Source organism: Amycolatopsis sp. NPDC045836 (assembly GCF_056431745.1).
The window spans coordinates 13,856-33,437 of the sequence record NZ_JBWKKF010000025.1 but is presented as its reverse complement, the minus strand read 5'-3'; the positions used below and the strand labels follow the sequence as shown (position 1 = coordinate 33,437).

At 72.5% G+C, this 19,582-nt stretch carries 18 protein-coding genes; 7 read left to right on the top strand and 11 right to left on the bottom strand.

The genetic code is table 11. The features are described 5' to 3' along the window. Window positions 1-19: 19 nt before the first annotated feature. From AC07EG_RS33920 to AC07EG_RS33910, 3 genes are read right to left on the bottom strand one after another with little or no spacing between them, the layout of a single operon-like run. Window positions 20-1,174 (bottom strand): hypothetical protein, encoded by a 1,155-nt coding sequence (locus AC07EG_RS33920; protein ID WP_478257332.1) that lies wholly within the window; start codon window positions 1,172-1,174, stop codon window positions 20-22. A 43-nt stretch (window positions 1,175-1,217) separates the two neighbouring features. Beyond that, complete coding sequence (locus AC07EG_RS33915; protein ID WP_478257331.1) at window positions 1,218-1,940, bottom strand: class F sortase; 723 nt, start codon at window positions 1,938-1,940, stop codon at window positions 1,218-1,220. A gap of 1 nt (window position 1,941) precedes the next feature. Continuing rightward, window positions 1,942-2,415, bottom strand: a complete 474-nt coding sequence (locus tag AC07EG_RS33910; RefSeq protein WP_478257330.1) for an excalibur calcium-binding domain-containing protein — start codon at window positions 2,413-2,415, stop codon at window positions 1,942-1,944. Between the two features lie 119 nt (window positions 2,416-2,534). Between AC07EG_RS33910 and AC07EG_RS33905 the strand changes: the two genes are divergently transcribed. After that, a complete protein-coding gene (locus AC07EG_RS33905; protein WP_478257329.1) occupies window positions 2,535-2,852 on the top strand; it encodes a nucleotide pyrophosphohydrolase in 318 nt (105 codons plus the stop codon). Here AC07EG_RS33905 and AC07EG_RS33900 read toward each other — a convergent pair. Continuing rightward, complete coding sequence (locus AC07EG_RS33900; RefSeq protein ID WP_478257328.1) at window positions 2,830-5,478, bottom strand: AAA domain-containing protein; 2,649 nt, start codon at window positions 5,476-5,478, stop codon at window positions 2,830-2,832. The two genes, AC07EG_RS33905 and AC07EG_RS33900, sit on opposite strands and share 23 nt — an antisense overlap. Window positions 5,479-5,669: 191 nt before the next feature. On the opposite strand from AC07EG_RS33900, the gene AC07EG_RS33895 reads away from it, so the two are divergent. Both AC07EG_RS33895 and AC07EG_RS33890 read left to right on the top strand, forming a co-directional pair. After that, on the top strand, window positions 5,670-6,332 hold the full coding sequence (locus AC07EG_RS33895) for a DUF4328 domain-containing protein (protein ID WP_478257327.1): 663 nt from the start codon (window positions 5,670-5,672) through the stop codon (window positions 6,330-6,332). A 9-nt stretch (window positions 6,333-6,341) separates the two neighbouring features. Beyond that, the gene (locus AC07EG_RS33890; RefSeq protein WP_478257326.1) at window positions 6,342-6,971 is read left to right on the top strand and encodes a response regulator; all 630 of its coding nucleotides are present in this window, start codon (window positions 6,342-6,344) and stop codon (window positions 6,969-6,971) included. On the opposite strand, the gene AC07EG_RS33885 is transcribed toward AC07EG_RS33890, so the two are convergent. The 5 genes from AC07EG_RS33885 to cutA all read right to left on the bottom strand — a co-directional run bounded on the left by AC07EG_RS33885 (window position 6,968) and on the right by cutA (window position 14,539). Further along, window positions 6,968-8,101: a GAF domain-containing sensor histidine kinase gene (locus AC07EG_RS33885; protein ID WP_478257325.1), complete on the bottom strand. Its 1,134-nt coding sequence runs from the start codon at window positions 8,099-8,101 to the stop codon at window positions 6,968-6,970. The two genes, AC07EG_RS33890 and AC07EG_RS33885, sit on opposite strands and share 4 nt — an antisense overlap. A gap of 13 nt (window positions 8,102-8,114) precedes the next feature. Further along, window positions 8,115-11,351 carry a thiol reductant ABC exporter subunit CydD gene (cydD, locus tag AC07EG_RS33880; protein ID WP_478257324.1) on the bottom strand — a complete coding sequence of 1,079 codons (3,237 nt, stop codon included), beginning with the start codon at window positions 11,349-11,351 and terminating at the stop codon, window positions 8,115-8,117. 29 nt (window positions 11,352-11,380) lie between these two features. Beyond that, window positions 11,381-12,388 carry a cytochrome d ubiquinol oxidase subunit II gene (gene cydB, locus AC07EG_RS33875; protein ID WP_478257323.1) on the bottom strand — a complete coding sequence of 336 codons (1,008 nt, stop codon included), beginning with the start codon at window positions 12,386-12,388 and terminating at the stop codon, window positions 11,381-11,383. A 241-nt stretch (window positions 12,389-12,629) separates the two neighbouring features. Then, window positions 12,630-14,147, bottom strand: coding sequence for a cytochrome ubiquinol oxidase subunit I (locus AC07EG_RS33870; RefSeq protein ID WP_478257322.1), 1,518 nt, complete (start codon window positions 14,145-14,147; stop codon window positions 12,630-12,632). A gap of 71 nt (window positions 14,148-14,218) precedes the next feature. Then, complete coding sequence (cutA, locus tag AC07EG_RS33865; protein ID WP_478257321.1) at window positions 14,219-14,539, bottom strand: divalent-cation tolerance protein CutA; 321 nt, start codon at window positions 14,537-14,539, stop codon at window positions 14,219-14,221. Between the two features lie 150 nt (window positions 14,540-14,689). Between cutA and AC07EG_RS33860 the strand changes: the two genes are divergently transcribed. Beyond that, window positions 14,690-15,289 carry a TMEM165/GDT1 family protein gene (locus AC07EG_RS33860; protein WP_478257320.1) on the top strand — a complete coding sequence of 200 codons (600 nt, stop codon included), beginning with the start codon at window positions 14,690-14,692 and terminating at the stop codon, window positions 15,287-15,289. Window positions 15,290-15,423: 134 nt separating this feature from the next. Next, complete coding sequence (locus tag AC07EG_RS33855) at window positions 15,424-16,008, top strand: DUF998 domain-containing protein (RefSeq protein ID WP_478257400.1); 585 nt, start codon at window positions 15,424-15,426, stop codon at window positions 16,006-16,008. On the opposite strand, the gene AC07EG_RS33850 is transcribed toward AC07EG_RS33855, so the two are convergent. Next, entirely contained in the window at window positions 15,989-16,615 is a 627-nt protein-coding gene (locus AC07EG_RS33850) for an IclR family transcriptional regulator (protein WP_478257319.1), read from the bottom strand. The genes AC07EG_RS33855 and AC07EG_RS33850 overlap by 20 nt on opposite strands. A gap of 7 nt (window positions 16,616-16,622) precedes the next feature. Beyond that, window positions 16,623-17,477 (bottom strand): hypothetical protein, encoded by an 855-nt coding sequence (locus tag AC07EG_RS33845; RefSeq protein ID WP_478257399.1) that lies wholly within the window; start codon window positions 17,475-17,477, stop codon window positions 16,623-16,625. Between the two features lie 84 nt (window positions 17,478-17,561). On the opposite strand from AC07EG_RS33845, the gene AC07EG_RS33840 reads away from it, so the two are divergent. Beyond that, on the top strand, window positions 17,562-18,734 hold the full coding sequence (locus tag AC07EG_RS33840; RefSeq protein WP_478257318.1) for a homogentisate 1,2-dioxygenase: 1,173 nt from the start codon (window positions 17,562-17,564) through the stop codon (window positions 18,732-18,734). 59 nt (window positions 18,735-18,793) lie between these two features. Next, entirely contained in the window at window positions 18,794-19,582 is a 789-nt protein-coding gene (locus AC07EG_RS33835; protein WP_478257317.1) for a DUF2470 domain-containing protein, read from the top strand.

Here is a 19,582-nt window from a genome sequence, read left to right as displayed (position 1 = left end):
TCACGCGGGACCGACAGTCTCAGCGCTGGGCTTTCGGCAACGCTATCCGCGCGTTGCGGATTTCCGCGATCAACCGGGTTTTCCGCTTGTGCTCGGCGACCAGCTCCGCCAGGTATTCGGTGAAGTCGCCGGAAACCCCGGCCCGGCGGTACAACCCGCGCAGTTTCCGCAGTTGCTTGGCCGCGTGCCGGTAGTGCCCGGCGTCGCCGCGGGCGATCAGTTCGGCGACGTGGTCGCGGTAGACCGGCAGCACGTCGGCCGGGTGCTCGCGCTCGTGGAATTCGGCCACCCGCAAGCGATCCGCGAGCGACGCATCACTCCTACGAGTGAACTCCCAAGCCTCTTCGTACTTTTCCGCTTCCAGCAATTCCTCGAGATCCGGCGGATTCGGTTCGTCCGGCACCGGCACCGGCACCGGCACCGGCGCTTCGGCGGGCTCGCTCACCTGCGCCCGGACCACCGGCCCCTTGCCGCGCACCAGCGCTTTCGCGGCGTGCGCGATCGCTTCGCTGTGCCGCCCGGCGTCCCGCAGCACCCGCACGATGCGCAGGTTCACCTCGCGGCTGGGCGGTTTCGCGGACAGGATCGCCACCAGCGCGTCGACGTCACCGGAGAGCTCGGCCAGTTCCTCCCGCAGGCGCGCGGCGACCGCCGACCGCCGCGGGTCCCCGTCGGCCACTTTGTCTACAAAGGACTTTATCCGCGCGAGCCCCTTCTCCCCCAGCGACTTCCCGAACGCCCGCAGGTCGAGCACCGGCCACCCGGGACGGTCGAAGGCGACGCTGAGGATCCAGTCGGCGAGCGCCTCCGGCGGCGGCGGGTGCGCCACGCAGGCCCGCGCGTACAGCGCCACCGCCCGCCGGAGCTGCCCGGCGGTGTCCTCACCCCTGGCGAACGCGTCGCCGATCTTGTCCATCGCCCGCTTGGCCAGCGGCGCGAGATCGGCCCGCGTCCCGGCGTCGAGCAGCCGCTGCAACGTGTCCAGCACCGGCTCGATGCCGTGCTCGTCCCCCTCGGTGCCCTGCGCGTCGGCCAGCTCGACCGCCCGCGCCCGCAGGCGTTCCCCCAGCTCGGGATCGCGCTCGGCCTGCTCGTGCAGCAGCGCGGCCAGGGTGGGCACGTCCAGCGAGCACAGGTGCTCGAGCAGACCGGGGGGATCGGGGTGCGCAGTCATCGGGTCACATTGTCGGGTACTGGGCCGAACGCATCGCCCAGGATCACCGGAATGCCGTAGTCGGCTTCGTCCGGAGGGCCTCGGTGAACCGGCCGAAGGCGATCACGTTGTCCGCGTACTCGCGGGCATCGCGGTCGAAGGCACCACCGCAGGTGATCAACCGCAGTTCCGGCGACGCGGTGTCGCCGTAGACCTCCGCCGTCGGGAACGCCGACTTCGGGTGCCGCTCGACCCGGTAGACGGTGAACACCGCGCTGATGCCGTCGCCGCGGTGCACGGTGACCCGGGTGCCGACCGCGAGTTCGGCCAGCCGCGAGAACACCCCGGGCACGTGGTTGTAGTCCACGTGCCCGGCGATCACCGCGGGCCCGACCTCACCCGGCGTCGGCCCTTCCACGTACCAGCCCGCGGTCGCGGCGTCCCCCGGCACCTGCAGCGAACCGTCCGGCTGCAGGCCGAGGTCGACGATCTGTCCGGTGTGGACACCGATTTCCGGGATCTCCAGCCAGCCGGGCTTCCCCGGCGGCAGCACCTTCGCGTCGAGGCGTTCGGCGGTCACCTCCGGCACGCTCGGCGGCGCGGGCGCGGCGGCCAGCGTGGAGGTGGCCGAGGTGGGCAGCGGGGTTTCCACCACCGGCGTGACCGCGGAGAACGGCGCGGGCCGCTCCTCCGGGGTCGGCAGCGCGAACAGCACCACCCCGACCGCGATGACCACCACCAGCGCCGAACCGCAGGCCCCGGCGATCTTCCAGTGCGTGCGGTCCATCTCAGCGACCGGCTCTGCGGCGGGCGGCGAGCACCACCGCGGCCCCGCCGCCGAGCAGGGTCAGGCCACCGAGCCCGGCGAGCGGGCCCAGCGCGGAGCCGCTCGCCCCGGCACCGGTGTCGACCCCGCCCGAAGGCGTCTTCTTGACCTGCCCGGACGGTTCCCCGAAGTGCGATTCGCAGGCGTAGCCGTCGTCATCGGCGTCCAGGTCGTGCGGATCGCCGAGGTCCTTCACCAGCTCGGCCTGCGCGTCGGCCTGGGTGGCGAAATCGGCGCAGTCCTTGTCCTTCGCCTTCGCACTGGTGCTGGTCGTTTTGCTGACCGAAGACGAAGGCGGCGTGCTGCTGGACGGGGAGGAGGATTCGGTCGGCTGGCGACCGGCGGGCAGTTCGCCGGCGAACGCCGGAGCGGCGCCGAGGGCGAACAACGTGGTGCCGGTCAACACGGCTCCGGCGGCGAGGCGGAACGAGCGCATGGGGGTGGTCCTCCGGACGGCGATCTGGGGGCGGGATCCCGGATGGTTCCGTTTATCGCCGGGTGGTTCGGGGTGTTACGCACTCGAGCGGGTGACGACGGGCGTGGTAGGCAGTGCCGGTGACCCTCGAAGACCTGATCCGGCGGCTCCGCGAGTTCGCCGACGCGCGTGACTGGGAACCGTTCCACACCCCGAAGAACCTGGTGATGGCGTTGTCCGGCGAAACGGGTGAGCTGACCTCGCTGTTCCAGTGGCTGACCCCGGAGGAAGCGGCCGACTGGCGGTCCGATCCGGACCTCGAGGCGAACGTGCTCGACGAGATCGCCGACGTGACGCTCTACCTGGTCCGGCTGGCCGACGTGCTGGGCGTCGACCTGTACGAGGCGGCCAACGCCAAGATCGACCGCAACGAACTCAGATTCCCCCGAAAGAGTTAACGCGCTTCCGGCCGGTGCGGGGTGCGGGCACCGGCACCTCGTGCCGCTGCTCCTCGGTGGGCAGGTCCGCGAGCAACCGCCTGGCGAACCGCGGTGCCTCGCGGACGACCACCACTTCGGTGCGCTCGCCCTGCACCGGCAGGTGCGTGGCGCCGAAGAGGACGGTGCGCCGGTCGAGCACCGCGATCTTGCGGTGCGCCGTGCGGGCCCGGACCACCTTGACCCCGCGGCTGCGCAGCGCCCGGATCAGCGGATTGCCGTCCGGCCGCAGCACCGCCCGCACGTCCACCCCGCGTTCGACGGCGACGGAGATGGCGGAGAGCAGGTCCGGCACCTCCTGCTCGGTCCACGGTGCCCACAGCCACACCGATTCCCGCGCCCGCCCGAGGTGCTGGGCGATTTCCGTGGTGGGCACCGGGGCGAGCAGGTCGGCCGCCTGCCGCACCTCGACGGCCTGCTGCAGGCGCAGCGCGTTGACCGCGCCCAGCGGGCTGCCGATCGGCGCGGTTTTCACCGCACCCAGGTCGGTGACCAGGTAGAGGCGCCGGCCGGCGGCCGCCGCGCCGGCGGTGAGCAGGGTGCGCTGCGTGGCCTCGGTGGCGCTGAGCAGGTCGACCGCCACGGCGTCGAACCTCCGTCCGGCCAGCGCGCGGGGCGTGCCCGCCGTCGCCGAGAACGCCGGGTCGGTGTCCCGCACCGCGGCCAGCTGCACCCCGAGGCGACGCGGGTAGCCGGTCAGCAGGGCGAAGGTCTCGTCCCGGCCGCCGTGGACCTCGGTGAGCCGCCCGGCCAGCAGGCCGTCGATCGGGGACCAGCCGGTGGCCCGCAGGTGCGGGCGGCACAGTTCCGGCAGGGCCAGCGTGTCGACCAGCACCACCTCCACGCTCTTCTCACCGCCGTCGAGGAAGCCGTAGGCGACCGCGTTGGCGAGGGTGCGTTCACCGGTGTACTGCCGCCGCAGCACGACGCAGCGGCGCTGCGCCTCCTCCGGGGTTTCGATGCCGCAGTGCGCGAAGACGTCGGTGGCCAGCCAGGTGCGCACCACCTGGGTCTCGGTCAGCTTCGCAGGCCGGACGTCCGGACCGGACTGGCGGAAGTCGCCGAACAACACGGCTGTTTCGCTCGCCCTGGCCGTCGCCAGCAGCAGGTCGGCCAGGCGCGTCGCGGCGGCCCGGTCCACCAGCACGACGTCGAACACCCGGTCCGGGATCGCCTCGGTGACCACCACCCGCGCTTCGGCGAGGTGCTGCGCCTCGGCCTCCCGGTGCCGCTGGAAGGTCTGCTCGGTCAGCCACACCAGCCGCTGCTCCAGCCGCTTCCGCCGGGCCGCGCGGTCCTCGGTGCCCGCCCGCAGCGCCTCGCGTTCGGCGTGCAGCTCGGCCAGCGCGCGGCGGGTCTGGTCGGCGTGCCGTTGCCTGTCCTCTTCGGACACAGCACCCTGGGCCCGCGCCTTGAGGAGGCGCCGCCGCAACGCGATCACCCGCAGGTACACGTCGCTCTCCACCCGCGCGGCTTCGTCCAGCGCCCGCTCGGCGACGGCCAGGCGCTCGTCGAGCCGCCGGATGTCGGCCTCGGTGACCGGGTGCGCGGCGCTGAGGTGCTCCTCGATCAGTTCGCCGAGGCGGGCCTGCTCGTGGAGCAGGCGCCGATCGGCCGGTTTCACCTTGAACAGCTCGCGTTCGGGCGTGAGGCGTTCGAGTTCGGTGATCAGCTCGGCGGCCTTCTCCAGCCGGCCGCGCTGGTACTCGACCTGTCCGCGCGCGACGCGGGCGTCCCGCAGCGCCGCCTGGGTCTCCTCCAGCCGGGCCGTGGCCACGCGGTGCGTTTCGGTGAGCTCGGCCAGTTCGCCTTCCAGCTCGCCGATGCGCGCCTCGTGCTCGATGCGCCGGGCGAGCGCCTGGAACTCCTCGTGGTCGTACCCGGCCAGCTGCTGGTCCACAAAGGACATCCGGGCGACGGTCCGGTCCAGTTCGGCGAGGTCGTCGAGCACGGCGGTCAGCTCGGGTTCGGTGGCTGGCGGCTCCGGCGCGAACTTCGCGGTCAGCTCGTCGTCGGCGGTCAGGACCAGCACGCTCTTGCCCGCTCCGGCCAGGTCTTCGACGGCCTTGGCCAGCACCCGGGTCGCCCCGGTGCCCGGCGGCGCCCACACCAGGCGGAGGCCGGGCGTCACGCACGCGCGGTACGCCTCCCGCTGCTCGGCGTTGAACTCCTCCGGCGCTTCACCACCGGGCACGGCGTCCAAGGCACCGGCGGCGAGCCGATCGGCCAGCGGCGCCCCCTCGACGGCGCCCAGCGCGTCAGCCACCCGCCGGCGCAGCTCCCGGGGCGACCGGACCTCGGCCCACACCCGATCACACCCGGCGGGCAGCACCCCGGCGACGCGCACCCGCAACACCCCGGCACGCAGGCTGTGCGCCTCGACCGGCACGGACACCCCACCCGCCCGCCCGGCGACGCAGAGCCGCACCAGGTGCTCGCTACCGATCCACCGCCCCCGCAGGTCGGCGGCGAACCAGCCGCCGGCCAGCGGCCGCACCTTGCCGAGCACCTGCCAGCCCCCGCCGTCCCTGGCGTGCCCCAGCTCCACGACCACCGCCCGGGCGGCCTCGTCCCGCCAGTCCGCCATCCCGCTCCCGTCCGCGCCACCGATCCTCGACCACCGAGTAAACCAAGAGTGCGAACGGATGCACGCAGAGTAGCCCGAAGGGGCTATGCCCACCCGGCCGGCCCGATCCGGAGCCACGGTGAAACACCACCGCCGTTTCCCGCGATGACCAGGCAATCCGGCGGCCGGCCGGCGTCTTCTGGGGGGAAGCCATGTCCGAACAGCAGTTGCCCACCCGCCCGGTGCTGCCGTTGCGCGGGCACGCGCGGGCCGCGAGCGCGCTCATCGCGTCGTCCGTGCTGGCCAAGGTGGCGGTGACGGTGGCGGGCTGGCACACCTCCTCGGTGGCCGAGGACTACATCGCCGGCACCGCCGGGCTCACCATCGCCGACCTCCACGCGGCCGAGGACCGCAACACGCTGCTCTTCGCCGCCTACGCGGTGGTGACGCTGGTCGCCGCCGCGTTGTTCATCCGGTGGAGCCACCGCGCCCGCCGCAACGCCGAGGCCCGCTGCCCCGCCCGGCACCGCCGCACCCGCGGCTGGGTGATCGGCGGCTGGTTCTGCCCGGTGGTCAACTTCTGGTTCCCCGCCCAGGTGCTCTCGGACATCGAGAAGGCGAGCCGTCCCGAAGCCGTGGTGGAGACCGAGCTGAACGACCTCCGCGGCAGCCCGCTGATCGGCCGGTGGTGGGGTGCGCTGGTGGCGAGCCTGCTGCTGGACCAGTACGTCGGCCAGATCGTGCTGCGCACCGTCTCCGCCGCCACCCTGCGCCAGGCAGCCACCCTGACCACGGTCGCCACCGCCCTGCAGACCGTCGCGGCGGGCCTGGCCGTCCTGATCGTCCACCGCGTCACCGCAGCGCAGGCGGCGTAACCTCGAGGCGTGCCCATCCAGGTTCTGCTCGTCGACGACCACGAGGTGGTGCGGCGCGGGCTGCGTGATCTGCTCGGTGACGAACCGGACATCGAGGTGGTCGCCGAGGCCGGTGGGGTGGACGAGGCGCTGGCCGTGGCGATGCACCTCGAACCCGACGTCGCCGTGGTGGACGTGCGGCTGGGTGAGGGCAGCGGCGTGGAGCTGTGCCGCGAGCTGCGGTCGCGGCCGAACCCGCCGCAGTGCCTGATGCTCACCGCCTTCGACGACGAGGAAGCGGTCGTCGGCGCGATCATGGCCGGGGCGTCCGGGTACCTGCTGAAGCAGGTGCGCGGGCAGGACGTGGTCAACGCCGTGCGCGAGGTCGCCGCCGGCCGGTCGCTGCTCGATCCGCTGACCACGGCGAAGGTGCTGGACAAGATGCGGCACCCGCCGGAGGACGAACTGGCGGCGCTGACCGAGCGCGAACGCGGCATCCTCGAGCTGATCGGCGAGGGACTGTCCAACCGGGAGATCGCCGAACGGCTGTTCCTGGCGGAGAAGACGGTGAAGAACTACGTCACGTCGGTGCTGGCCAAGCTCGGCATGCAGCGGCGCACCCAGGCGGCGGCGTGGATCGCCCGCCGCGAGAAGCACTAGAGCGGGAGGTCGAACGCCACCAGCGTGCCCAGGCTCGGCGACGAGTTCAGGTAGAACTTGCCGCCCGCGGTGCCCGCCCGTTCGGCGAGGTGGCGCAGACCACGCTTCGCCACGTCCTGCGGAACGCCGGAACCGTTGTCCCGCACCCGCAACCGGATCTCGCTCGTGTCCCGGTACAGCGTCACCCGGCATTCGCTGGCGCCGGAGTGCCTGACCACATTGGACAGCGCCTCCCGCAGGGCGGCGCGGATGTGGTCGGCGCGTTCGGCCGGGATGTCGGCCAGTTCACCGGAAAGCTCCAGCGTCGGCGGGAAACCGAGGAGTTCCCCGGCGATGCGGACCTCGGCGCGCGCCGATTCGGCGAGATCGGTTGCGGGCAGCTGCTGCTGCTCCGGTTCGGGTGAGCGCAGCGCACGCACCGTGCCGCGGATCTCTTCGATCGTCTCGTCGAGCTGGTCGATCGCCTCGCCCAGCCGTGCCTCGTCGGCCCGCGCGAAGCGCTTGCTCATGCGCCGCCGCACCCGGTCCAGTTGCATCCCGGCGGCGTAGAGGCGCTGCACGATCACGTCGTGCAGCTCGCGGGCGATGCGCTCGCGCTCCTGGTACAGCGTCACGCGGCTGCGGGCGTTGGCGCCTTCGGCCAGCGCGAGCACCACGCCCGCCTGCGTGGCGAAGGCGGTCAGCACCTCGACGGTCTCCTCGGAGAAGGGCTCGCTGCCGTGCTCGCGGTAGACGGTGAGCACGCCGAGCCGCCGGCCACCGCTGCCGAACGGCGCCGCCGCGAACGGGCCGAACCGGCCGAGTTCACGCGGCACGTAGGGCGCGGTGCGGGGATCGGTGGTCACGTCGGCGGTGACCACGGACTCGGCGCCCTGCGCGACCCGGCCGGCGGCGGATTCGGCGGGCAGCACCAGGCCGAGCACGTTCTCGCCGAGGGTGCCCGCCACCGCTTCGACCACCACCCCGCCGTCCTCGGCACGGGTCATCAGCAGGCCCAGGTCGGCACGCGCGAGTTCGGCGGCGTGCCGGACGACGGAGCCCAGCACCGCCGCCGGGTCGTCGCCGGACAGGGCGGTGGTGGTGATCTCGGTGGCGGCCGAGAGGGCGCGCGCGGCAAGTGTGGGGTCCATCAGCGTCAACAAGTTAAACACCGCTCAGCGACAGCACGCGCACTCGCCCGTCGCGCACGTCCAGGTGGACGTCCGCGGCGGCGGCCTCCTCCAGCCGGTGCGTGACCCAGACCACGGTCTTGCCGCGCAGCACCTCCGCGAGCCGCTCGCGGACCTCGTGCGCGGTCTGCTCGTCGAGGTGCGCGGTGGGCTCGTCGAGCAGGACGAGATCACTGCTCTCCGCTTTGAGCAGCGCTCTCGCCAAGGCCACGCGTTGCGCCTGGCCACCCGACAGCCCCGAACCGCCGCTGCCCAGCAGCGTTTCGAGGTCCACGTCGGGCAACCCGGCGACGTCGAGCGTCTCGCGCAGCCGGTCGGCAGTCGCGTGTGGATCGGCGAGGCGCAGGTTCTCGGCGACGGTGGTCGCGACGAGACCGGGCTCCTGCGGGGCCCAGGCGACCTCGCCCGGCATGCGCGCGCGCCCGCGTTCCGGCGCCAGGAAACCCAGCAGCAAGGCGAGCAGGCTCGACTTGCCCGCCCCGGACGGGCCGGTGATGGCGACCTTCGCCCCACGCGGAACGGTCAGCGTCACCCCGCGCAGCACCGGTTCGGGCGCACCCGGCCAGCGCAGGTCCACGTCGGTCAGCTCGATGTGGTCGGTGTGCTCGGCCGCCGGGCCGTCCGGTGCGGTGAGGACCGCGGCGAGCCGGGTGCGGGCGCGGCGCAGTTCGTCCCGGTGCTGGGCGACCGGCGGCAGTTGCAGCAGCACCTCCGCCAGTGCCAGCGGCACCAGGGCGACCACCGGCGCGAGCACCGGGTCGAGCGTGCCGGCGAAGGCAGATCCGGCGGCGGCCACGGTGGACGCGACCGTCGCGCCACCCATCGCGAGCACCACCAGCGCGTCGGCGGCACCGGCGCCGAACGCCTGCCGGTGCGCGTCGCCGGTGAGCCGGTCGTCGGCGAGCGCGAGGGCGCGCCGGTGCCGGCGGAAACCGCCGAACGCGAGCAGTTCCGCGGCGGCTTCGAAGAGGGTGAGCACGCGGGCCGCGACGTCACGGCGTCCCTCGGCCAGCGCCGAGGTCGAGCGGCGTTCCAGCGCGAGCGCGAGCGCGGGTACGAGCAGGCCCGCGACCAGCGCCGCCACCGCGAGGTACAGCCCGGCGACCGGCAGCACGGCGGTCTGCACGGCGACCGCGCCCGCCACCACCAGCACCGCGACCAGCGGCGGCGAGACCACCCGCGGCAGCAGGTCGCGCACGGTGTCCACATCGGACACCAGACGGCGCTGGCCCTCGCCGTGGCGCAGGGCGGCGGTGCCGACCGGGCCGATGCGCACCAGCGCCCGCCACAGGTCGGCGCGCAGGCGGGTGGCGGTGCGGAAGGCGCCGTCGTGCGTGGCGAGCCGCTCGACGTAGCGGAGTCCGGCGCGGGCCAGGCCGAAGGTGCGCACGCCGACCACCGCGACGGTCAGCGTGAGGATCGGCGGTTGCTGGGACGCCTTGGCGATCAGCCAGCCGGAGGTCGCGGTGAGCGCGATCCCGGCGAGGAACGAAGCCGCCCCGAGGGCCGCTCCCTTGAGGAAGGAGCGGTCGGCGAGCGCGCGCAGCGGCAGCGGCCGGGCTTCGCGCTCGACCGGCGCGTCCGCCGCGATGGTGCTTTCCCCGGGTTCCTCGTCGGTGAGGACCTTCGACCGGTCGTGCGCGGCGATCACCACGGCCGCCCCGGTGGCGGCGACCTGCTGGACCGCCTTCAGCACCCGCCGGGCCGATGCCCCGTCGAGGTGGGCCGTCGGCTCGTCGAGCAGCAGGAGCCAGGCGCCGTGCCGGGCCCGCAGCAGCGCCCTGGCCACCGCCACGCGTTGCCGCTGCCCAGTGGACAGGTGACCGAGTGGCTGATCCACTTGGCCACTCAGCCGCAGGTCCGCCAGGACCTCGTGCAACTCGGCCTCGGACGGTTCCTCCTCGCGGTCGGCCAGCGCGAGCCGGAGTTCCTCGCGGACCGTGCCGCCGGTGAACGCGGGTGACTGCGGCACCCAGGCGAGCTGGCGCCGCCAGTGCACGAGGTCGGCGCCGTCGAGCGGCTGGCCGCCGACGGTGATCGTGCCGGACTCCGGTCGCACGAAGCCGAGCAGGGTGGCGAGCGTGGTGGACTTCCCGGCACCGCTCGGCGAACGCAACCAGGTGATCTCGCCGGGCCGGGCGGTGAACGCCTCGCCGTCCGGCGCGAACCCGCTCCGGCGGCGGACACGGAGGTCGCACACCCGGACCTGTCCTTTGCGGACCTTTCGGGCACCGGGTTCCGGCGCCGGTTCGGCCAGGACCCCGGTGACGCGGCGCACCGCCTCGACGCCGTCTTCGCTGGCGTGGAAGGCCGCGCCGGCGGCCCGCAGCGGCTGGTAGCACTCCGGCGCGAGGATCAGCACGCCCAGCCCGATGGCCAGCGTGAGGTCGCCGGAGACCAGCCGCACGCCGATCACCACGGCGACCAGCGCAACCGAAAGCGTCGCGGCGAGCTCCAGCACGAAGGCCGACGAGAACGCCACGCGCAGGGTCTTCAGGGTGTCGCGGCGGTGGCGGTCGGAAATCCGGCGCACCACGCCGGCCTGCGCCTCCGCCCGGCGGAACGCGGCGAGCACCGGCAGCGCGCGCACCAGTTCGAGCAGCCGCCCGGACAGGCGGTGCGTGGCGTCGGTGGCGGCGGCGACCCGGTCCGCGGTGTACTTCCCGACCAGGATCGCGAACACCGGCAGCAGCGGCAGCGTCACCGCGATGAGCACCGCCGACGGCCAGTCCGCGAAGAGCACCGCGGCGCCCGCGCCGAGCGGGACCACGGCGGCGGTGACCAGTGCGGGCAGGTAGGTGGTGAAGTAGGCGTCGAGCGCGTCGAGGCCGCGGGTGGTCAACGCGGTCAGCTCGCCGGTGCCGCGGGCGGCGATCCACTCCGGGCCGAGCGCCGCGGCGTGGTCGACGACCTTGGCCCGCAGCTCCTCCTTGGCCCCGGCCGCGGCCCTGGCCGAGACCACCCGCACCGCCCAGCCGACCAGCGCGCGTCCTCCCACGGCGCCGAGCAGCCAGGCGGTGCGGCCCCCGATCCCCGCGTCGCCCCCGACGATCGACGCGAGCACGGAAGCGAGCAGGAACGCCTGCGCCACCAGCAGCGCGGCGTTGGCCGCGGCGAGCACCGCGGCGAGGAACAGGGCCCGGCGCGCCGCTGGCGAAAGGGAGGGCAGCGCGCCGAGCGGACCCGGCCGCACCGTGTCCACTTTGGACATCTTGGCGGGAAGGGTGGTGCGGCCGGGGGTCATGGGGTGTGCACCGGCGGGATGTGGCGGGTGCCGATGCGCTTGCGGAACACCCAGTACGTCCAGCCCTGGTAGACCAGCACGGCCGGGGCGCCGAACGCGCCGACCCAGGTCATCACCTGCAGGGTGTACGGGCTGGAGGCTTCGCCCGCCACGGTGAGCGTGTTCGCCGGGTCACCGGTGGACGGGAGCACGTCCGGGTAGAGCGCGCCGAACAGGGTGATCGCGGCGGCGGCGATCAGCACGCCGAGCGCGGCGAAAGCCTGCCCTTCGCGGTCGGCGGCCAGCCGGAGCCACGCCACCACGGCCGACAGCACCGCGACGGCAAGCGTCACGACCGTCCACAGTGCACCTTCACGGAGCTGGACGAGGGTGAGGAACGCGAGCATCGGCAGCAGCGCGAACGGCAGCACCTTGAGCGCCACGGACCGGGCGTGGGCGCGGAACTCGCCCTCGGTCTTGAGCGTCAGGAACGCGGCGCCGTGGACCAGGGAGAAGCCGGCGAAGGCGAGCGCGCCGAGCAGCGTGTCCCAGCGGACCGCTTCGAGCGGACTGCCGATGCGGTTGCCGTCGGCGTCGAGCGGGAGGCCGAGCACGGTGGTGGCCAGCAGCAGCCCGACGCCGAGCGGCGGGAGCCACGAGCCGAGCACGATCACCCGGTCCCAGGTGCGGCGCCAGCGGTCGGAGTCGACCTTGCCGCGGTACTCGAAGGCGACACCGCGGCCGATCAGCGCCAGCAGGATCACCAGGACGGGCAGGTAGGCGCCGGAGAGCAGGGTCGCGTACCAGCCGGGGAAGGCGGCGAAGGTGGCGCCGACCGCGACGATCAGCCACACCTCGTTGCCGTCCCACACCGGCCCGATCGTGTTGATCATGACGCGGCGCTCGGTGTTGCCGCGGCCGAGCACCGGCAGCAACATGCCGACGCCGAAGTCGAAGCCCTCGAGGAAGAGGTAGCCGAGCCAGAAGACCGCGATGATGACGAACCAGAGCGTCTCCAGGTCCATCTCAGAACACCTCCGCCGGCGGTCGTGTCAAGAACGATGTGCCACGTGAAACCTGTTTTCCCCAAGTTGTGCACAACGAAGGCACTTGTCCACAGAACCCTGTGGACAACCCCGTCGACGGGGCGAGGCGGTTACGCTGTTGCAGGGGACGCCCCCCTGGGAGCGGTGGGGGCTGTGTTCGGGTGGGCTGTGGACGGGTGGTCCCGGTCATCGGGGGTCGTGTGGTTGCCATGGGGTGCCTTCAGTAAGCGAAAGACAGGGCTTTGTCGTCGGAGTCGTCGGAGTCGTCGGCGTCGTCGGAGTCCGAGTCGTCGGCGGGCTTGGCGGGTGGGGGCATGACGCCGTCGACGCCACCGCGGACGTACTTCCGGAGCAGGAAGACCTCGACCCCACCCAGGGCCAGGTAGATCGTGGTCAGCGCGATCAGCGACGTCCACACCTCGCCGGTGCTCAGGTTCGAGACGGCCGTCGCGGTGAACATCCAGACGCCGTCGACGCCGGTGGGGTTCGGGACCACGACGAACGGCTGCCGCCCCATTTCGGTGAAGATCCAGCCGGCGCTGTTCGCCACGAACGGGGTGACGATGCCCAGCAGCATCAACCGCGGGAACCACGGGCTCGCCGGGATCCGCCCCCGCCGCGTCAGCCACAGGGCCAGCACGCCGAGCCCCGCCGAGATGGCGCCGAAGCCGATCATCACGCGGAAACCCCAGTAGGTCACCGGCAGGCTGGGCACGTAGTCGATGGGCTGCCCGGCCAGTTCGCCGAGCCGCGGGTCGTCCGGGTAGTTGGTGCCGTAGCGCGCCTGGTACTCGGTGACCAGGTCCTCCACGCCCTTGACCTCGGTGGAGAAGTCGTTGTGCGCCAGGAACGACAGCAGCGCCGGCACGGTGAAGGTCTTGACGTCCTCGCACTCCGCGTCCGCCACGTCGCCGATGGCCAGGATCGAGAAGCTGGCGGGCGCCTCGGTGTGGCACAGCGCCTCCGCCGAGGCCATCTTCATCGGCTGCTGCTCGAACATCAGCTTGCCCTGCACGTCACCGGTGATCGCCAGCGCGGCGAAGGCCACCACGCCGACCCAGCCGCCGAGCCGGATCGACGAGCGCCACACCGCGCGGTGCTCGTCGTCGGCCGCGCGCTTGCGCCACAGGTGCCAGGCGGCGACGCCGACCACGAAGGCCGCGGCCACCGAGAACGTGCCCGCGACGGTGTGCGGGATGGCGGCCAGCGCGGTGTTGTTCGTCAGCACCGCCCAGATCGAGTTCATCGTCGGCCTGCCGTCGACGAACTCCACGCCGACCGGGTGCTGCATCCACGAGTTCGCCGCCAGGATGAAGTACGCCGACGCGACCGTGGCCAGTGAGAACGCCCAGATGCAGGCCAGGTGCACCTGCTTCGGCAGCCGGTCCCAGCCGAAGATCCACAGGCCGAGGAAGGTGGACTCGACGAAGAAGGCGACCAGGCCCTCCATCGCCAGCGGGGCCCCGAACACGTCGCCGACGAAGCGGGAGTACTCGCTCCAGTTCATCCCGAACTGGAACTCCTGCACGATGCCGGTCACCACACCCATGGCGAAGTTGACCAGCAGCAGCTTGCCCCAGAACTTGGTCATCTTCAGGTAGCGCGCGTTCCCCGTGCGCACCCAGGCCGTCTGCATCCCGGCGACCAGCAGGGACAGCCCGATGGTCAGCGGGACCATCAGGAAGTGGTAGACGGTGGTGATGCCGAACTGCCACCGCGCGAGTTCGAGTACTTCCACGCCCTCGACTCTGCTCGCGGGCGCGGGCGCTCAACAGTTCAACTGGTCCTGATCACCCCGGGACCTAGGTCCTAACGTGTTTCCTCCCCGACCCAGGACAAGTAGGCCGGGCTGCCGCCGGTGATCGGCGTCGCGATCACCTCCGGGGTGTCGTAGGAGTGCCGTTCGAGCAGGTGCGCGGTCAGTTCCTCGACCCGGCGGCCGGTGGTCTTGATCTCCACCCGCCACTCCTGGCCGGTCTGCACCGCGCCCTCCCACCGGTAGACGCTGGTGATCGGCCCGAGGACCTGCGCGCAGGCCCCGAGCCGGGCTTCGACGGCGCCGGCGGCCAGCGCCCTGGCCGCCTCCTCGCTGTCGGTGGTCGTGGACACGACGACGTTCTCGGCAGTCATGAAACCAAGGTACCCGGTCGGGGAAGAAATTATTTAGGCGTGGCGAAATTCAATTGACCCGGCCGCTCAACTCCCGATTCGCGATTCCCATCTGCTTCCCTCCGCGGAATTGCCCCTTTATCGTTGAAGTGAAAGGGGTGAACCAACGCGATGTCTGCTGCTCTACTGGCGCTGATCAGCACGTTCGGCCTGGTCTTCGCCGTCGAACTGCCGGACAAGACGCTGGTCGCCACGCTGGTGCTGACCACCCGCTTCCGGGCCTGGCCGGTTTTCGCCGGGGTGACCGCCGCGTTTGCCGTGCAGAGCACGATCGCGGTGTTGTTCGGCAGCGTGCTGACGCTGCTGCCGGAATCACTGGTGTCCGGAATTGTCGCGGTGATGTTCGGCGTCGGCGCGTTCTTCCTGCTCCGCGAGGGCTTCGCCCCGGCCGCGGACGGCGAGGAGGACGCCGCCCGCATCGGTCCGGGGCCGGTCACCTTCCTGCGGTCCGCGATGACCTCCTTCGGTGTGCTGTTCGCCGCCGAGTGGGGTGACGCCTCGCAGCTGGCCACCGCCGGGCTCGCCGCCCGGCTGGAGCAGCCGGTCGCGGTCGGCATCGGCGCCTTCTGCGCGCTGGTCGCGGTGGCCGGGATCGCCGTGTTCATCGGGCACAAGGTGCGCAACCGCATCCGCCCGAAGCTGATCCAGCGGGTGGCGGGCTTCGTCTTCAGCGCGTTTGCCGTGGCCGCTCTCTGGCAAACCTTCGCTTAGCCCGGAGCGAAGCAGAAGATCTCATTCGCATAACATGACTCGCTCGTGTCTGTGGAACGAAGTCGAGGTGAACGCGAGTGAGCACGCTGCCGACCAGGGCACCCGGGCTGGCCGGACGGCTGGCGCTGGCCGGGATGGGGCTGGCCGTGTTGATCGCCGTTCACCTGCACATCCGGCTCTCCGCCGAGGTCAGCCCGCTGTGGCGGACGCTGTCGGAGTACGTGAACGCGGGGGCCGCGCCGATCTTCGGGGTGATGTGCCTGGCGCTGGCGGCCGGTTCGCTGGCGCTGCTGGTCGGTATCGCCAGGGCCCGGCGCGGTGGGGCGGTGCCGGTGCTGCTCGGGCTGTGGTGCGCGGGACTGGTGGCCTGCGGCCTGTTCCCGGTCGACCCCGACGGCACGGCTCGCACGCTGAACGGTCAGCTGCACAACGGCGGGGCGGTGCTGGCGTTCGTGTCGCTGCCGCTGGCGGGCTGGCTGCTCACCCGCCGCTCGAACACCCGCTGCCCGTGGGAGCCGCGGCGGACCACGATCCGGCGGCTGTCCGTGGCCAGCGCGGCCACGCTGGTCGTGGTGCTGGCCAGTTTCGCCTGGATCATGAGCACGGGCCCGTCGGACCCGGTGGTCACGCTCGGCCTGTTCGAACGCGTGCTCTTCGCCGTCGACCTGGCTCTGCTGCTGACGATGACCCGCCCGCTGCTCAGCTCAGGACGCCGGTGAGGGCCGCTGCCGCTTCCACCACGCGCGGGCCGACGGTGGCCGTGTCCAGCGGGTCCAGCGAGATCACGCCGATGCTGGCGCGCAGGCCCGGCAGGCCGCGCACCGGCGCCGCCACGCCCGAGGCGCCGGGTTGCAGCTCGCCGCTGGTGGCCACCCAGCCGGGTTCGCCGCGCAGCGTGATGGCCTTGCCCGCGGCGCCTGCCGTGATCGGGTGGCGGCTGCCCACCCGGTAGGCCACGTGGAAGTTCGTCCACGACGGTTCGACCACGGCGATCGCCTGCACCTGCTCCCCCTCGGCGACCGACAGGTGCGCGGTGGCGCCGACGGCCTCGGCGAGGTCGCGCAGCACCGGCTGGGCGGCCTGCCGCAGCTGCGGCAGCACCTGCCCGGACAACCGCAGCAGGCCGACGCCGAGGCGCACCTTCGAGCCGTCCCGCCAGACCAGCCCGCGTTCGGCCAGCGGCACCAGCAGCCGGTAGACCGCCGGGCGGCTGGCCCCGATGGCGACGGCCAGCTCGGAGATGGTCGCGGCCTCGCTGCCCGCGTCCGCCACCGCCTGGAGCAGCGCCAGTCCCCGCTCGAGGGTCAGCGACCCCTCGCGGCTCATCTGCCGCTCACAGCAGGCCCAGGCCCTTCAGGTCGTCCACCGATTCGTGCAGCGTGGCCGAGGCGTAGGAGCCGAACAGCTCGCGCACCGCCTTCGCGGCTGGCTCGGACAACGCGGTGACCTCCTTGGCCAGCGCCGCGCCGTCGGTCTCCTCCAGCGCCGCGCGCACGTCCTTGCCCGACAGGCAGCGGGCCGCGGCGACCAGCAGGTTGAGGAAGCCGTGGTGGGCGAAGCCGGTCTCGGCGTCCGCGTGCCGGACGGCGCGGTGCAGGCTGTTGGTCGCCTTGAAGGAGGCGCCGGTGTGCGCGCTGACCACGGCGAGGAAGTCGGCCACCTCGTCCACGCTGGGGAAGTTCTCGCTGGACAGCCCGCCGCAGCGGATCTTCGGCCGGCTGCCGTGCTCGATCACCTTGCGCACGCCGTCCAGCCAGCCGACGCCGCGGCGCGGCTCGACCACCCGGATGACGTCCTCCGGCACGAACTCGGACACCCGTTCCAGCCACACCTCGTCCACGTCCGACGGCGCGGGCATCTCGACCATGCGCAGGTCGAGCAGCTCGTCGCGGGACTCCACGATCGAGATCGCCTTCGGCACCCCGCCGAGACCGGTGTCGATGATCAGCGACAACGGCAGCGGGGTCTTCGGCTTGATCTTGATCAACTCGGTGATCAGCTCCGGCAGCCTCGACGCCTGGCACAGGAACAGGCCGACGAGACCCGCGTGCGCACCAGCCCTGGTCGCCAGGTACGAGCGCAGGGCGTCGGGCATCGCGGCGTCCGCTGGCGGGAAGAGCGCGGAGTCGTCGACCAGCCTGGCGAACAGGGGCGGGATTCCGCGGGGGCCGGGGGGCGGGAGTTCCACAGCGCTTGACACGACTGACACGCTAGTAGCGTACGACATAAGGACAAACACGTCCGTAAAACGGACACGTTTCTGGAGGGGCCCGTGCCTTACTACCGCCGAGTCGGGGAGATCCCGCACAAGCGGCACACCCAGTTCCGCTCGCCGCAGGGCGGCCTCTACGCCGAGGAGCTGATGGGGGTCGAGGGCTTTTCCGCCGACTCCGCCCTGCTGTACCACCGCCACCTGCCGACGGCGATCGTGGACGCGGTCGCGGTGCCGGACGACCGCGGTCCGCTCCAGCCCAACCACCCGCTCAAGCCACGCAGCTTCCGCACCCAGGACCTCAAGTTCACCGCCGACGCCGACGCGGTGACCGATCGGCGGCGGTTGTTCGGCAACGCCGACGTGACCATCGGCTTCGCCGTGGCGACCGTGCCGAGCCCGCTGTACCGCAACGCGGCCGGCGACGAGCTGTTCTACGTCCACGGCGGCAGCGGCACCCTGGAGACGATCTACGGGGCGCTGGAGATCGGCGACGGCGACTACGTGGTCATCCCGACCTCGTGCACCTACCGCGTGGTGCCGCGCGAGCCGCTGCGGCTGCTGACCATCGAGGCCCGCGGGCACATCGGCCCGCCGAAGCGGTACCTGTCGAACAAGGGGCAGTTCCTGGAGCACTCGCCGTACTGCGAGCGCGATATCCGCGGCCCGTCGGCACCGATGCTGGCCGACGGCGAGGACGTGGAGGTGCTGGTGCGCCACCGCGCCGGGCTGACCCGCTACACCTACGCCCACCACCCGTTCGACGTGGTCGGCTGGGACGGCTGCCTGTACCCGTGGGTGTTCAACATCGACGACTTCGAGCCGATCACCGGCCGCGTGCACCAGCCGCCACCCGTGCACCAGACCTTCGAAGGCCCGAACTTCGTGGTGTGCTCGTTCTGCCCGCGGAAGGTGGACTACCACCCGGAGTCGATCCCGGTGCCGTACAACCACGCGAACGTCGACTCCGACGAGCTGATGTTCTACGTGCGCGGCAACTACGAGGCACGCAAGGGTTCCGGCATCGGCGTCGGCTCGCTTTCCCTGCACCCGTCGGGTTTCACCCACGGCCCGCAGCCGGGAGCGGCGGAGGCGTCGATCGGCGCGGACTTCTTCGACGAGACCGCGGTCATGGTGGACACCTTCGCGCCGCTGGACCTCGGCGAGGCGGCGGACGCGTCGGAGGACCCCGGTTACGCCTGGACCTGGTCGGGACGCGGGCCGGGGAGCTGAGCTCCCGGGTTCCCAAACCGGAGTCGGCAGGTTAGCCTCACCTAAGTAGGAGGTGGACCTTGACCGAGCCCACGACCACGACGCGCCGCCCGCCGGCTCCGGACCCCGCCGAGCGCGCCAAGACCATCGCGTCGCGCGACTGCCCGGCGACCCTGGTCCCGTCGGTGGACCGCGGTGAGCACGACGGCAGCCGGGTCACCCCGGTGCTGCACCACGTGCACGCCAGCGGCAGCGTCAGCCTCCTGCTGCCCGACGGCCACCCGCTGGTCCGGACCGCGGCGGAAACCGAACGCGGCGAGTTCGGGGTCGTGCTCGAACTCGCCGACCACGCCCCGGTGCCGCTGCGCGAGCCGATCCGCGGCCTGCTCTGGATCACCGGGTTCCTGCGCCCGCTGGACCCGCCGGCGGCCAGGGCGCGGGCCGTGGCGATCGCCGTGGACCGGCCGGACCACCGGCTGCTCGACGTGAACCACGGGCTGACCATGCTGCGCCTGACCCCGGCGTCGCTGGTGCTCGCGGACGCCGACGGCACGCACTCGCTGCGGCCGCACGTGTTCAGCGCCGCGTCGCCAGACCCGTTCCACGGCTACGAGGCGCGCTGGCTGCAGCACCTGGAGACCGAGCACGCCGACGTGGTGGAGCAGCTGGGCAGGCACCTGCCGGAGGAGCTGCGTGGCGGGCTCATCCGCCCGCTCGGGCTCGACCGGCACGGCCTGCGCCTGCGGGTCGAGTCCACCACGGGCGACCACGACGTGCGGCTGGCGTTCTCGCAGCCGGTGGACAGCCCGCCGCAGCTCGCGGTGGAGATCCGCCGGCTGGTCGGCTGCCCGTTCCTGGCCGGGGGCTAG